Raw genomic sequence first — 13,867 nt, forward strand, 5'->3', positions numbered from 1 at the left:
GAAAAGGAGAATTGCCGATGAACATGGAGAAGTTCACGGAGCGGTCTCGCGGTTTCCTGCAGGCCGCACAGACCATCGCGATCCGCGAGGAAAACCAGCGTGTCGTGCCAGAGCATCTGTTGAAGGCGATGCTGGATGACGATCAGGGCCTGGCGGCCAATCTGATCAACCGCGCCGGCGGGGATGCCAAGCGCGTCCAGCAGGCCGTCGATCAGGCCGTGGCCAAGCTTCCCAAGGTCAAGGGCTCGGGCAGCGGGCAGGTCTATGTCGATCCCTCGATGGTCCGGGTTCTGGACGAGGCCGAGAAGGTCGCCAAGAAGGCCGGCGACAGCTTCGTCCCTGCCGAGCGGATCCTCATGGCGCTGGCGATGGTCAACACCAACGCCAAGGACGCGATGGAGGCGGGTGCGGTCAATGCGCAGAACCTGAATGCCGCGATCAACGACATCCGCAAGGGACGCACCGCAGACAGCGCAAGCGCCGAAGACAGCTACGAGGCGCTTAAGAAATATGCGCGCGACCTGACCGAGGCCGCCGAACAGGGCAAGATCGACCCGATCATCGGCCGGGACGAGGAAATCCGCCGCGCCATGCAGGTGCTGTCGCGCCGGACCAAGAACAACCCTGTGCTGATCGGCGAACCCGGCGTCGGCAAGACGGCCATCGCCGAGGGCCTTGCGCTGCGGATCATCGACGGCGATGTGCCGGAATCCCTGCGTGACAAGCGGCTGATGGCTCTGGACATGGGCGCTCTGGTCGCGGGGTCCAAGTACCGCGGCGAATTCGAGGAACGGCTGAAGGCGATCCTGAAGGAGATCGAGGACGCTTCGGGTGAGATCGTGCTGTTCATCGACGAGTTGCATACCCTGGTCGGCGCCGGCAAGACCGACGGCGCGATGGATGCCGCCAACCTGATCAAGCCGGCGCTGGCGCGGGGTGAACTGCATTGCATCGGTGCGACGACCCTGGATGAATACCGCAAATATATCGAAAAGGATGCGGCGCTTGCCCGCCGATTCCAGCCGGTCCTGATCGAGGAACCGACCGTCGAGGACACGATCTCGATCCTGCGCGGCATCAAGGAGAAATACGAACTTCACCACGGGGTCCGCATCTCGGACGCGGCACTGGTCGCGGCGGCGCAGCTTTCGCACCGCTACATCACCGACCGCTTCCTGCCCGACAAGGCGATCGACCTGATGGACGAGGCCGCCAGCCGCCTGCGGATGGAAGTGGACAGCAAGCCGGAGGAGCTTGACCAGCTGGACCGCCAGATCCTGCAGATGCAGATCGAGGCCGAGGCCCTGAAGAAAGAGGATGACACGGCGTCCCGGGACCGGCTGGAACGGCTGGAGAAGGACCTTTCGGACCTGCAGGAACGCAGCGCCGAGATGACCGCGCGCTGGCAGGCCGAACGCGAACGGATGGAAGGCTCGCGCAATCTCAAGGAACAGCTGGACCGCGCCCGCGCCGAACTGGATCAGGCCAAGCGCGAGGGCAATCTGGCCCGCGCAGGAGAGCTGTCCTACGGCATCATCCCCGGCCTCGAGAAGCAGCTGGTGGGCACCGACGAGGCCGACGCGAACGGGCGGATGGTCGAAGAGGCCGTGCGCCCCGAGCAGATCGCCGAGGTTGTGGAACGCTGGACCGGCATCCCCAGCAGCAAGATGCTGCAGGGCGAGCGCGACAAGCTGCTGAAGATGGAAGAGCAGATCGGCCGGCGTGTCATCGGTCAGCAAGAGGCGGTCACCGCCGTTTCGAACGCGGTTCGTCGCGCCCGTGCCGGCCTGAATGACGAGAACCGCCCGCTGGGGTCGTTCCTGTTCCTTGGTCCGACGGGTGTCGGCAAGACCGAACTGACCAAGGCCCTGGCCGAATACATGTTCGACGACGATCAGGCGATGGTGCGGATCGACATGTCCGAGTTCATGGAAAAACATTCCGTGGCCCGGCTGATCGGCGCTCCGCCGGGCTATGTCGGCTATGACGAGGGCGGGGTGCTGACCGAGGCGGTGCGGCGCAGGCCGTATCAGGTGATCCTCTTCGACGAGGTCGAAAAGGCGCATCCCGACGTCTTCAACGTGCTTTTGCAGGTGCTGGACGACGGCGTGCTGACGGATGGTCAGGGCCGGACGGTGGACTTCAAGCAGACGCTGATCATCCTGACCTCAAATCTGGGATCGCAGGCGCTTTCGCTTCTGCCCGAAGACGCCGATTCCTCCGATGCCCGTCACCAGGTGATGGAGGCGGTCAGGGCGCATTTCCGGCCCGAGTTCCTGAACCGTCTGGACGAGATCATCATCTTCCGCCGCCTGTCGCGCGAGAACATGGACGGCATCGTGACGGTCCAGCTTGAACGGCTGAAGAATCGCCTGAGCAGCCGCAAGATCGTGCTGGAACTGGACGATGACGCCCGCAAATGGCTGGCCGACCAGGGCTATGACCCGGTCTTCGGTGCCCGTCCGCTCAAGCGCGTGATCCAGCGCGCCCTCCAGGATCCGCTGGCAGAACTGCTTCTGTCTGGCGAGGTGCTGGACGGTCAGACGGTCCATGTCGGCGCGACTGAGGCAGGTCTTCTCGTCGGCGACCGCGTCGGCAAGGCAGGTCCCCGGCTGGGCGCGATCGGCGAAGGGCCGAAACCGGACGCCACGCTGCACTGAGCAGCCTCGATGTCCGACTCTGTGATCCCGCCAGGCCCCCTGGCGGGATCTTTCCATTGTAAGGCCCGGACCGGTATCGTCACCCGAATCGTCATGCTGTCCACGGTCGCCGCGGATCGGGCCGCCGCGTCACACTTGCCCGCACGTCGCGCCGCGACCAGACTGCCGCAAACCACCAAGGGAGAACCCGATGCTGCCACCGATCCTGCAGAAGCTGCGAATCCCCGTTGTCGGCTCGCCGATGTTCATCGTTTCGGGGCCCGAACTGGTCATCGCGCAATGCAAGGCCGGGATCGTCGGCAGTTTTCCGGCGCTGAATGCGCGCGAGCCCGATGGAGAGCCGCCGCTGCTCGAGGCCTGGCTCACCCGCATCAACGAGGAGCTGGACCGCCACAACCAGGCCCATCCGGACCGGCCCGCCGCGCCGTTCGCAGTCAACCAGATCGTCCATCGCAGCAATGCGCGGCTGGAGCGGGACATCGAGATCTGCCACCGCCACAAGGTGCCGATCTGGATCACCTCGCTTGGCGCGCGGGTCGAGGTGAACGCGGCCGCCCATGATTGCGGGGGCATCGCTCTGCACGACATCATCAACAATGTCTTCGCCCGCAAGGCCATCGAGAAGGGCGCCGACGGCCTGATCGCGGTCGCAGCCGGCGCTGGCGGCCATGCGGGGCTGCAATCGCCCTTCGCGCTGGTGCAGGAAATCCGCGACTGGTTCGACGGCCCGCTGCTCTTGTCAGGTGCCATCGCGACCGGGCGCGCGGTGCTGGCCGCACAGGTCATGGGCGCGGATCTAGCCTATATCGGCAGCCCGTTCATCGCCACGACCGAAGCGAATGCCCAGCCGGAATACAAGCAGATGATCTGCGACAGCGGCGCGATGGACATCGTCACCTCGTCGCTGTTCACGGGTGTCTCGGGGAACTATCTGGCGCCCTCGATCCGCAAGGCCGGGCTGGATCCTGACAATCTGGCCGCGGCCGATGCCGCGTCGATGAACTTCGACAATTCCGCCTCCAAGGCCAAGGCGTGGAGCCAGGTCTGGGGCTCGGGCCAGGGCATCGGCGCGGTGCGCGAGATCGTGCCGGCAGGCGAGCGGATCGATCGGCTGGCCCGCGAATATGCCGAGGCGCGGCAGGAAACCGCACGTCTCTGACCTTTGCGAAACGGCTTGCCGATACCCATATAGGGCTGCGAACGGGACTGCTTGCGTGGAGGATGATTTGGCTTATCAGAGATCTCGGGAGGCGATCGACCGGCTGACGCCGGAACAGTATCGCGTGACCCAGGAAAACGGCACGGAGCGTGCTTTCACCGGCGAATACGATCACCATTTCGAAGCCGGCATCTATGTGGATGTGGTGTCGGGCGAACCGCTTTTCGCCAGTGCGGCGAAATACAAGTCCGGCTGTGGCTGGCCGGCCTTCACGAAGCCGATCTCGGGGAATGTGACGGAACATCGTGACGTCACGTTCGGCATGGTCCGGACCGAGGTGCGGTCGCGGCATGGTGACTGCCATCTGGGGCATGTCTTCCCCGACGGCCCGGCCGAAGCCGGAGGCCTTCGCTATTGCATCAACTCTGCCGCACTTCGCTTCGTGCCGAAGGACCGGATGGAAGCCGAAGGTTATGGCGAATGGCTGGATCAGGTCGAGGAGGCGTGAGATGAGCGATCGGGCAATACTGGCGGGAGGTTGCTTCTGGGGCGTCGAGGATCTGCTCCGGCGACTGCCCGGCGTGATCTCGACGCGGGTGGGCTATACCGGTGGCGACGTGCCGAATGCCACCTACCGCAATCACGGCAACCACGCCGAAGCCATCGAGATCATCTTCGATCCGACGATCCTCAGCTATCGCAGCCTGCTGGAATTCTTTTTCCAGATCCATGATCCGACCACCCCCAACCGGCAGGGAAACGATGTCGGGCCGAGCTATCGTTCGGCGATCTACCACACCGACGAACAGCAAAGACAGGTGGCGCTGGATACGATCGCGGATGTGAATGCGTCGGGCCTGTGGCCCGGACAGGTCGTCACGCAGGTCGAGCCGGCAGGCGATTTCTGGGAAGCCGAGCCCGAGCATCAGAATTACCTTGAGCGTTTTCCCAACGGCTATACCTGCCATTTCCCGCGCCCGAACTGGGTCCTGCCCAGGCGGAGCGCCGCCGAATAGGCGGCGCGACCCAAGGAGGCAACGCCCCGGCAGGGGCGTTTCATTCGGGTAGGCCAGCAAGCACCCAGGCCCAGGCGTCGCGAGGTTTTTGCGTCCCGCGATGGCGCCGCCAGCGGACAGATGTCTGATCGGCCGGCCCCGCGCGAGGCGGCGTGGCAGGCGAGACCGCGGCAAGACAGACGATCGCCGGATGTCGATTTGAAGCCGGGCGTCAGTTCCGCTCGGTCGCCGGCGGCCGGACCCCGAATACGACGCAATAAAGCGCCGGCACGAAGACCAGCGTGACCAGAGTGCCCGCGATGATCCCGCCCATCATCGCGAACGCCATCGGCCCCCAGAAGACCTGCCGCGAAATCGGGATCAGTGCCAGCGATGCCGCCGCGGCGGTCAGCAGGATGGGCCGCGCCCGGCTGTCCGAGGCCTCGAATACCGCCTGCCAGCGCGACCGGCCCTTTCGCAGCAATTCCTGGATCTCGTGTACCAGGATCACCGAATTTCGGATCAGGATGCCGATCAGCGCCAATATCCCCAGGATGGCCACGAACCCCATCGGGACACCGAACGGCACCAGCACCGCCACCACGCCGATCAGACCCAGCGGTGCCGCGGCGAAGACGATCAATGACAGCCTGAAACCTTGCATCTGTGCCATCACCAGCACGGCCATGATCAACAGCATGATCGGCACCACCGCGGCAATCGGTGCCTGACTGTCGCCCGAGCTTTCGACCGTTCCGCCGACCTCCACGGCGACCGAGGGCGGCAGCGTCGCCCGATAGGCGGCAACCTGCCCGGCCAGCGCCGCCACCAGCGTCGCTGGCTGGTCATCGCTGGCTATGCTGGCCTTCACCGTCACGGTCGGCAGGCCGTTGCGCTGCGCGATCAGCGGCTGTTCGGTCCCATACTCCAGACCGACCAGCGCCGTCAGCGGAATGCGCCGCCCATCGCCGGTCGTCAGCTGTACGTTGCGGATCGAATCGAGCGACTCACGGTCGGCGGCATCACCCCGGGCAAGGACATCGATCAGGAAGATGTCGTCACGCATCCGAGTGACCACGACCCCCGAGAACAGGGCGGAAAGCATGCCGGAGATGTCCTGACTGGTGACGCCAAGCTGCCGCGCCTGATCCTGATCCACTTTCAGCAGCACCACCCGCGCAGGTTCGTTCCAGTCCAGCGTGATGTCACGCAGGCGAGGCTCGGCAGCCAGAGCCGAGGCCAGGCCCCGCGCGGCATCGCGCGCTGCGTCGCTGTCCACGGCGCTCACCCTGTACTGCACCGGCTTGCCCACCGGGGGGCCGATCTCGAGGTTCTTGACATAGACATCGAGGCCCGCGAAGTCACGCGCGGCGACGTCGCGCAGCCGGGCCTTGACCCTGTCGCGGGCCGCCAGATCCGGCGTCTGGATGACGATCTGTCCCATATGCGGCCCGGGCGTCGGCACGTCCATCGACAGCACGAAGCGTGGGGCGCTGCGGCCGACATGGGATGTCCAGAAAAGCACGTCCGGATCATCCGCCAGGGTCTTTTCCAGCCGGTCCATGTCGTCACGCGTCCGCAGGATGGAGGCATTCTGGCGTTCCGAGATATCGACCAGCACCTCGGTTCGGTCCGAGGTCGGAAAGAACTGCTGCTCGACAAGGCGCATCCCGAAGACCGAGAGTCCGAATATCAGCAAGGTGATCGCAACCGTGGTCCACTTGAATCGCATGGCAAGCAGCAGGAGGCGATGAAAGCTGCGCCGCAGCGGGCCCGGGCCGCGTGCATGATGGGCGATCCGGGTGGTCAGGAATGTCACGCCCAGGATCGGCGCGAACAGCACGGCGACGACCCACGAGATCACCAGCGACACGGCAATCACGACAAACAGCGAGAATGTGAACTCGCCGGCAGCCGAGTTGTTCAGCCCGATCGGAATGAAACCGGCCACGGTCACCAGCGTGCCTGTCAGCATCGGGAACGCGATCGACGTCCAGGCATAGCTTGCCGCGTCAGCCAGCGACTCTCCGATCTCCAGGCGCGAGATCATGGTCTCGATGGCAATCATGGCGTCGTCGACCAGCAGCCCCAGCGCGATGATCAGCGCCCCCAGCGAGATGCGTTGCAGGGTGATGCCGTACACATCCAGGATCACGAAGGTGATCGCCAGAACAAGCGGGATCGTCAGCGTCACCACGAAGCCGGCGCGAAAGCCCAGGCTGATGAAGCTGACGACCAGCACGATCAGGACCGCCTCCGCCAGGGCTTTGACGAAGTGGCCGACGGCATTGTTGACGACGTCGGGCTGGTCGGCGACCTGGGCCATCTCGATGCCGATCGGCAGGTCGGCCGCGACCTGCCGCATCAGCGTGTCGAGTTCGGCACCGAATTCGAGAATGTTGTTGCCCTCGCGCATGCCGATCTGCAAGCCGATGGCGGGCTGGCCGCGATAGCGAAAAAGCGTCTGGGGCGGGTCTTGATAGGCGCGCGTGACGCTGGCCACGTCGGCCAGGTTGAAGAACCGCTCGCCCACGCGCAGATTGACATCGGCGATGGCGGAGGCATCGTCGAACTGTCCGCCGACCCTGACCATCACCCGTTCGGGTCCGGCCTGGATGACGCCCGCAGGGACGATCGCATTCTGCGTCGCAAGCGTTGCCATAACCTGTTGCTCGCTCAGCCCCAGCGCCGCCAGCCGGGCGGTCGAGAATTCCAGGTGGATGACCTCGTCCTGTTCGCCCAGAAGCTCGGTCTTGCCTGCCGCGTCCAGCGACGCGACGCGCTTTCGGATCAACTCGACGCGGTCGCGCAATTCGCGCTGGCTGAACCCGTCCGCGGTGAAGGCATAGATGTTTCCGAAGACATCGCCGAAATTGTCGTTGAACTGGAAGCCCGCGAATTCCTGCGGAAAATCGGGCCGGATGTCAGCCATCATCTGGCGGACCCGGTTCCAGATCTCGGGCACGGCCGGACCGCGCGTGGTGGGCTGCAATTCGAGATAGACGACCGCCTGCCCGGGCATCGTGATCGATCTAGTGAAGTCAAGCTCGTCCAGTTCTTCCAGCTTGGTCTCGATCCTCGTGGTGACCTGTTTCAGCGTCTCGTCGATGCTGGCGCCGGGCAACGCAGCCGCGATCAGCATGGTCTTGATGGTGAAGTCCGGATCCTCCTCACGGCCCAGATTCTCATAGCTGATGGCACCCGCGATCATCGAGACGACGAGCAGGAACCAGACGAAGCTGCGATGTTTCAGGGCCCAGTCCGAAAGGTTGAAACGCTTCACGGATCGACCCTCCGGCCCACGGCCTGTCCCTCTTTCAGCGAATGGATGCCGCGGGTGATCACTTCGTCCCCGGCCGCGATCCCGGACGCTATCAGAACCCGCCCCTGCAACTCGGGCCCGGTCTCGACCGGCACCGCATTGGCATGCGCTGTCTCGCCGTTGCGCGTCACACGCCAGACCCAGTCCTTGCCTTCGCGCCGAAAGATCGCCCCGGCCGGCACGGTCAGGGCAGGCTCGCTCGCCGTCCCAAGCCGCGCGCGGATCAGCGCACCCAGCCTGAACGGGGCGCTCTCGGGCAGCCTCAGATACAGCCGCCTTGTGCGTGTCGCGGTATCGGCCAGCGGCTCGATCCGGTCCAGCATGGCGGGCACCTCGTCTTCGGGCGCGATTCGCTGCCAGACCGTGAAGGCGGCATTCTCCGGCAGCCCCGCCAACGCCGATTCGGGCAGGTCGATGACCGCTTCGCGACGATCCTCGGCCGACAGCTGAAGGATCGGCGCGCCGGCGCTGACAACCGAGCCCGGCGCCTCGTAAACGGCGCTGACAACGCCCGCGAAAGGTGCAGTCATGCGGGCATATCCCTCGGCGTCCTGCGCCTGCAACAGTTCCGACCGCGCCCGTTCCGCCGCAGCCTCGGCGGCAGCCGCGCCCCGCAACGCCTCCTCAAGCTGCGCGTCCGAGGCGACGCCGCGCCCGGCCAGCGCCTGGGTTCGTTCCAGCGCGGTGCGGGCCGTGTTCAACTGCACCTCGGCGGCATCGACCGCCGCCTTCGCGGCGCGGGTGGTGGCCGCCATGTCCTCGGTCGCCAGTTCGGCCAGCACCTCGCCCTCCTGCACGCGATGACCCAGATCGACATGACGGATGACCATCCGGCCGATGATCTGAAACGCCATGGTGACCTGGGTCTGCGAGGCCACCGTGCCGGGCACCCAGCGCGAGGCCATGCCGCTGTCCTCGATGATTTCCGTCACCACGGGGCGCGGGGCGGTGCTGACCTGGGTCGGGGCGCTGAAATCCAGCCATTCGGGCAATTCCAGCGCCGCGGCCGGCGCGGCCGCCCCAAGCGCCAGCGCAAGCAACGCGCGCCCGATGCCAAGCCGGCGGATCACGGTCGCGCCTCGGCGGGCCGGACCTTGCGGCCGGGATACATCAACTGCGATCCCGCGCCCACCACCCGGTCCCCGGGTTCCACGCCCGCAGACAGGAACACGGCTCCATCCGCGAACTGGCCGATCCGGACCGGAACCAGCCGGACGCGGTCATCGTCGTCTATGAGCCACACCGCGGGCGCATCGCCCTGGCGCATCAGCACCGTCCAGGGCAGCTGCACCCCGGCGCCGGTCGAAATCCGCAGCGAGCCGCGAACCGCGGCGCCCAGCAGGGCGATGCTGTCCTCGACCGCTGCGATCTGCGCGCGCAGCGTGACCGTGCCGGTCCGGGGATCGACCAGCGGTGCGATCTCGCTGACCGTCCCGACCATCGTGGGGCGATCGATGTCGATGGTGTCCAGCTTCACCCGGCGTCCCATCGCCTCGCGCAAAAGCGGGTGGTCGGGCGCCTGAAAGACCGCATCCAGCCCGTGCGTCGTCGCCAGCGACAGCACCGGCTGCGCCGCCCCGACGATCTGGCCGGGCGCGACGTTGCGGGCGGTGACCACCGCCGCTTCCGGCGCGCGCAGGACGGTTTCGTCAACGGCGCGACGGGCCTGTTCGACCTGGCTTTCCGCGCGCTCGACCGCGCCCTCGGCCCCGGACAACGCCTGCATGGCCGCGTCGCGGGCCGCGCGCGTTCCCACGCCGCGCTCCAGCATCGCGCGGGCGCGATCGCTGGCCTGGCGCGCCTGTGCCTGGGCCGCGCGCGCCGCGGCAAGACTTGCCCGCGCGACGTTGAGCGCCTGATCCTGCTGGACCGAAGCCAGTCGCGCCATTGCCTGACCGGCGCTTACCTGATCGCCTTCCTCCGCCAGCACCTCGACCACACGGCCACTTTGACGGAAGCCCAGGTCAAGACTGTCCATAGCCTCGATCGTGCCGGACAACTGCAGCTCAAGATCATAGGGCTGTTGTGTCGCGGTGGCGAATTCCACGCGAATATCACCATCCTGCGCCGCCACAGCGGACGCGATCAGCACGACAGGAAGGAGCGAGGAAAGGCGCAGCAAGACCATGAAAAAAAGCACCATATGTATGCACCACTTGTGGTCCAGAAATGAGCGTTTGGGAAGCCCCCTGCCCTTACGTCACCGATGCTTGTTGATGAAATTGCTCGCGATTCCAGCTTTCGTCACGCAGGATGCGCGCAAGTGTCGCGACGGCCCTGTCGACGTCAGCCGCATCATTGTATAGCGGCGCGAAACCAAATCGCAGCACGTCCGGAGCGCGAAAATCCCCGATCACGCCCTCGGAGATCAGCGCCTGCATGACCGCATAGCCGTGCGGATGCCGGAAGCCGACCTGCGACCCGCGCATCGCGGGATCGCGCGGCGAGTTCAGCGTGACATCGGGGCAATCCGCCTCCACCCCGGCGATGAAGGCCTGCGTCAGCTCGATCGACCGGGCCCGCAGATCGGCAAGCGCGACACCCTCCCAGACATCCAGGGCCGCGTCCAGGACGGTCAGCGCGATGACCGGCGGCGTGCCCACGCGCATCCGTTCGATCCCCGCCGCGGGCCGATAATTCGGATCGAAGGCAAAAGGTGTTTCGTGCCCCATCCAGCCTTGCAGGATCGGCTGGGCGGCATCGGCGTGGCGCGGATGGGTCCAGATGAAGGCGGGCGAGCCGGGACCGCCATTCAGATACTTGTAAGTGCAGCCGACCGCGAAATCGGCGTCCGCCCCGGTCAGGTCCACATCGACCGCCCCGGCCGAATGGGCCAGATCCCAGACCGTCAGCGCGCCGGAAACATGGGCCTTCGCGGTCAGCGCCTGCATGTCGTGTCGGCGGCCGGTGCGGTAGTCGACCTCGGTAAGCATCAGGACCGCCAGATCATCGCCGATCGCATCGTCGACCTCATCGGGCGCAACGACCCGCAACTCGGCATCCACGGCCCGCGCCAGGCCCTGCGCGACATACAGGTCCGATGGAAAATTGCCGCTGTCCGACAGGATCACCCGACGATCGGGCCGCATCGCCCGCGCCGCGCTGACCGCCTGGAACACCTTGATCGAAAGCGTATCGCCCATCACGACCTCGCCCGGCCCGGCACCGATCAGCCGCGCGATCCGGTCGCCGACCTTGCGCGGCTGGACATACCAGCCTGCGCGGTTCCAGCCGGTGATCAGCATCTGCGACCACTCCTCGTCCAGCACCCTGACCGCCCGAGCCGTCGCGGCCAGCGGCATCGGCCCAAGCGAATTGCCGTCCAGATAGGTGACGCCCTCGGGCAGGTGAAAGGCCCGGCGCGTGGCTGCGAAATCCGTCATCTGTCTCTCCCTCTTGACCGCAGGCTAACAGCCGGCCCTATTGCGCGGAAGAGGAGGTCTTCATGCTGTATCAGGTCACCGACTGGGACGACGCCTATGCGAACGGCCCGCATATCCCGGATGGCGACGGTTATCCGCCGCGCTGGATGCAGCAGGCAGCCGATTTTCGGGCGACACATTTGCCGCAGGCTCTTGGGGTCGGCCATCTGTTCCACCCGGCAGGCGAAGCGCACGGGCTGGCCGTGTTCATCCACGGCGGCTACTGGATGAAGTTCGATCCTTCGGTCTGGTCGCATCTGGCCGCCGGCCCGCTGGCGGCGGGCTGGGCGGTCGCCATTCCGGCCTATACGCTGGCGCCCCAGGCAAGGATCGCGCGAATGACCGCGGAAATCGCCGCCGCCATCGTCGAGGCCGCGGCGCGCGTCCGCGGTCCGATCGCCATCACCGGCCATTCGGCGGGCGGTCATCTGGCCGCGCGGATGGTCTGCCGCGACGGCACCCTGCCGGATAGCGTCGCCGATCGGATCAGCGCCTGCGTGCCGATCTCGGCGCTGTCCGATCTGCGGCCGCTGATGCGGACCACCATGAACGCCACACTGTCCATCGACGCCGACGAGGCCGCCCTTGAAAGCCCGGCGCTGCTGCACCCGCGACGGGGGGTCCCGGTCACCGCGTGGGTCGGCAGCATGGAGCGGCCCGAATTCATTCGGCAGTCGCGGCTGCTGGCCGATATCTGGGCCGGTCTGGGCGCCGCGACCGATCTTGTCATCGACCCCGGCCGCCACCATTTCGACGTGATCGAGGCGCTGACCGATATGGACACGCCGCTGACCCGCACCCTGCTCAGCCGATAAAGCTGTCGGGGTCAGGCCCGTTGCGGCCGGCGCTGTCCAGCGCGTCGATCGAGGCGATGTCCGCATCGCTCAGATGCAGCGTCAGCGCGTCGAAATTCTGCTGCAACCGCTTGGGGTCCTGCGATTTGGGGATGACCGACAGCCCATGCGCCAGATGCCACGCGATGATGACCTGAGCGGGGCTGGCGCCGTGTCGTTTCGCCACGTCCCTGACCGGTGCCGCGTCGAAATCCGACGTCCGGCCCAACGGCGCCCAGCTTTGCGTGACGATCCCCAGACGCCTGTTGGCGGACCGCAACGCGGGCTGGGCAAAGGTCGGATGCAGCTCGATCTGGTTCAACGCGGGCGCGACCCCGGTTTCGGCGATCAGACGATCCAGATGCGACAGTTGGAAATTCGCGACCCCGATGGACCGGACCCGGCCCTGATCCCGCAGCTCGATCAGGGTCTTCCAGGTTTCGACATACAGATCCTGCTGTGGCGCGGGCCAGTGAATCAGATACAGGTCCAGCTGATCCAGTCCGATCCGCCCCATCGTCGCGTCGAACGCCTTCAGGGTCCGGTCACGGCCCTGCTGATCGTTCCACAGCTTGGAGGTCACGAAGACCTCTTCGCGCGGCAGGCCCGACTCGCGGACCGCCTGCCCCATCCCCGCCTCGTTGCCATACATCGCGGCCCCATCGATCAGGCGATAGCCGATGCTCAGGGCCGTGCGGATTGTCGCGGCGGTCCGGTCGGGCGGGATCTGCCAGATACCCAGTCCAAGTTGCGGCATCGTGTGGTGATCGTTCAGCGTCAGCATCGGCTGGGTCATAAAGGTCTCCTTGCATGGCCGTGGCGGGTTCGCTGACCCAACGATACCCGGCGCGGCCCGGTTCGATCTAGAATGTGAAATCCGCGACCACGGCGGCGGTGATCGCAAGCAGCCGGTCGGGCGCGATGGCGAAGATGTGACGGGGGGTGCCCGCTGCGGCCCAGACCGTGTCGAACTGCGACAGGCGCGGGTCGAACCAGGCGTCCACGGGCTTCAGATGTCCGATCGGAGCCACGCCGCCGATCGCGAAGCCGGTCTCGGCACGGATCAGCGCGGCGTCGGCCTTGCCAAGCGGTTGGCCGGCCAGTGCCGCCGCCTTCGCAGGATCGACCCGGTTGCCGCCAGCAGTCAGGAACAGCACGGCATGGCCGGTCGTCTCGCCCCGAAAGATGATCGACTTGGCGATCTGGTCCATCGCGCAACCCGCTGCCGCCGCGGCCTCGGCCGCCGTGCGGGTCGAGCCCGGCATTTCAAGCAACTGGACCGTCTCACCCGAAGCCTTCAAAGCCGCCCTGACCCGCGAAAGGCTCTTGCTCATCCCGTCCTCCCTCGCCGGATTGTTCCGTCTGCCCCGGATAAGGCTCCGGCACGGGTATGGGAACCTGAGTCGCGCGCCCGAGATCGGGATCGGGGACTTGCGCGCGACACGTCGCCGTGCTGTGCCTTCCTGCAGAAAGGAG

The 13,867-nt window shown here is 66.2% G+C and carries 11 protein-coding genes; 5 read left to right on the plus strand and 6 right to left on the minus strand.

Translation table 11 applies throughout. The annotated features are described in order from the left end of the window. Positions 1-17: 17 nt before the first annotated feature. The 4 genes from clpB to msrA all read left to right on the plus strand — a co-directional run bounded on the left by clpB (position 18) and on the right by msrA (position 4,835). Positions 18-2,660 carry an ATP-dependent chaperone ClpB gene (clpB, locus tag L1965_RS03090; protein ID WP_235754923.1) on the plus strand — a complete coding sequence of 881 codons (2,643 nt, stop codon included), beginning with the start codon at positions 18-20 and terminating at the stop codon, positions 2,658-2,660. Between the two features lie 190 nt (positions 2,661-2,850). After that, positions 2,851-3,819 carry an NAD(P)H-dependent flavin oxidoreductase gene (locus tag L1965_RS03095; protein WP_235754924.1) on the plus strand — a complete coding sequence of 323 codons (969 nt, stop codon included), beginning with the start codon at positions 2,851-2,853 and terminating at the stop codon, positions 3,817-3,819. Positions 3,820-3,886: 67 nt separating this feature from the next. Then, entirely contained in the window at positions 3,887-4,327 is a 441-nt protein-coding gene (gene msrB, locus L1965_RS03100; protein WP_235754925.1) for a peptide-methionine (R)-S-oxide reductase MsrB, read from the plus strand. Position 4,328: 1 nt separating this feature from the next. Further along, positions 4,329-4,835, plus strand: a complete 507-nt coding sequence (gene msrA, locus L1965_RS03105; protein WP_235754926.1) for a peptide-methionine (S)-S-oxide reductase MsrA — start codon at positions 4,329-4,331, stop codon at positions 4,833-4,835. Positions 4,836-5,046: 211 nt separating this feature from the next. On the opposite strand, the gene L1965_RS03110 is transcribed toward msrA, so the two are convergent. From L1965_RS03110 to kynU, 4 genes are read right to left on the minus strand one after another with little or no spacing between them, the layout of a single operon-like run. Then, complete coding sequence (locus tag L1965_RS03110; protein WP_235754927.1) at positions 5,047-8,097, minus strand: efflux RND transporter permease subunit; 3,051 nt, start codon at positions 8,095-8,097, stop codon at positions 5,047-5,049. Beyond that, on the minus strand, positions 8,094-9,206 hold the full coding sequence (locus L1965_RS03115; RefSeq protein ID WP_235754928.1) for an efflux RND transporter periplasmic adaptor subunit: 1,113 nt from the start codon (positions 9,204-9,206) through the stop codon (positions 8,094-8,096). Before L1965_RS03115 ends, L1965_RS03110 begins: the two co-directional genes overlap by 4 nt. Next, positions 9,203-10,279 carry an efflux RND transporter periplasmic adaptor subunit gene (locus L1965_RS03120; protein WP_235754929.1) on the minus strand — a complete coding sequence of 359 codons (1,077 nt, stop codon included), beginning with the start codon at positions 10,277-10,279 and terminating at the stop codon, positions 9,203-9,205. Before L1965_RS03120 ends, L1965_RS03115 begins: the two co-directional genes overlap by 4 nt. A gap of 52 nt (positions 10,280-10,331) precedes the next feature. Further along, the gene (kynU, locus tag L1965_RS03125) at positions 10,332-11,519 is read right to left on the minus strand and encodes a kynureninase (RefSeq protein WP_235754930.1); all 1,188 of its coding nucleotides are present in this window, start codon (positions 11,517-11,519) and stop codon (positions 10,332-10,334) included. A gap of 62 nt (positions 11,520-11,581) precedes the next feature. Between kynU and L1965_RS03130 the strand changes: the two genes are divergently transcribed. Continuing rightward, the gene (locus L1965_RS03130) at positions 11,582-12,373 is read left to right on the plus strand and encodes a hormone-sensitive lipase (RefSeq protein ID WP_235754931.1); all 792 of its coding nucleotides are present in this window, start codon (positions 11,582-11,584) and stop codon (positions 12,371-12,373) included. Here the strand turns inward: L1965_RS03130 and L1965_RS03135 are convergent. Both L1965_RS03135 and L1965_RS03140 read right to left on the minus strand, forming a co-directional pair. After that, positions 12,363-13,187: an aldo/keto reductase gene (locus tag L1965_RS03135; protein ID WP_235754932.1), complete on the minus strand. Its 825-nt coding sequence runs from the start codon at positions 13,185-13,187 to the stop codon at positions 12,363-12,365. The genes L1965_RS03130 and L1965_RS03135 overlap by 11 nt on opposite strands. A 67-nt stretch (positions 13,188-13,254) precedes the next feature. Further along, on the minus strand, positions 13,255-13,725 hold the full coding sequence (locus tag L1965_RS03140; protein WP_235754933.1) for a YbaK/EbsC family protein: 471 nt from the start codon (positions 13,723-13,725) through the stop codon (positions 13,255-13,257). Positions 13,726-13,867 lie beyond the last annotated feature (142 nt).

It is taken from the genome of Paracoccus salsus, from assembly GCF_021556615.1.
In the GTDB taxonomy this organism is placed as follows: Bacteria; Pseudomonadota; Alphaproteobacteria; order Rhodobacterales; family Rhodobacteraceae; genus Paracoccus; species Paracoccus salsus.

Excerpts from the sequence above, each read along its gene's own strand:
- clpB (WP_235754923.1), top strand. The coding sequence starts at position 18 with ATGAACATGGAGAAGTTCACGGAGCGGTCTCGCGGTTTCCTGCAGGCC.
- L1965_RS03095 (WP_235754924.1), top strand. The coding sequence starts at position 2,851 with ATGCTGCCACCGATCCTGCAGAAGCTGCGAATCCCCGTTGTCGGCTCG.
- msrA (WP_235754926.1), top strand. The coding sequence starts at position 4,329 with ATGAGCGATCGGGCAATACTGGCGGGAGGTTGCTTCTGGGGCGTCGAG.
- L1965_RS03120 (WP_235754929.1), bottom strand. The coding sequence starts at position 10,279 with ATGGTGCTTTTTTTCATGGTCTTGCTGCGCCTTTCCTCGCTCCTTCCT.
- kynU (WP_235754930.1), bottom strand. The coding sequence starts at position 11,519 with ATGACGGATTTCGCAGCCACGCGCCGGGCCTTTCACCTGCCCGAGGGC.
- L1965_RS03130 (WP_235754931.1), top strand. The coding sequence starts at position 11,582 with ATGCTGTATCAGGTCACCGACTGGGACGACGCCTATGCGAACGGCCCG.
- L1965_RS03135 (WP_235754932.1), bottom strand. The coding sequence starts at position 13,187 with ATGACCCAGCCGATGCTGACGCTGAACGATCACCACACGATGCCGCAA.
- L1965_RS03140 (WP_235754933.1), bottom strand. The coding sequence starts at position 13,725 with ATGAGCAAGAGCCTTTCGCGGGTCAGGGCGGCTTTGAAGGCTTCGGGT.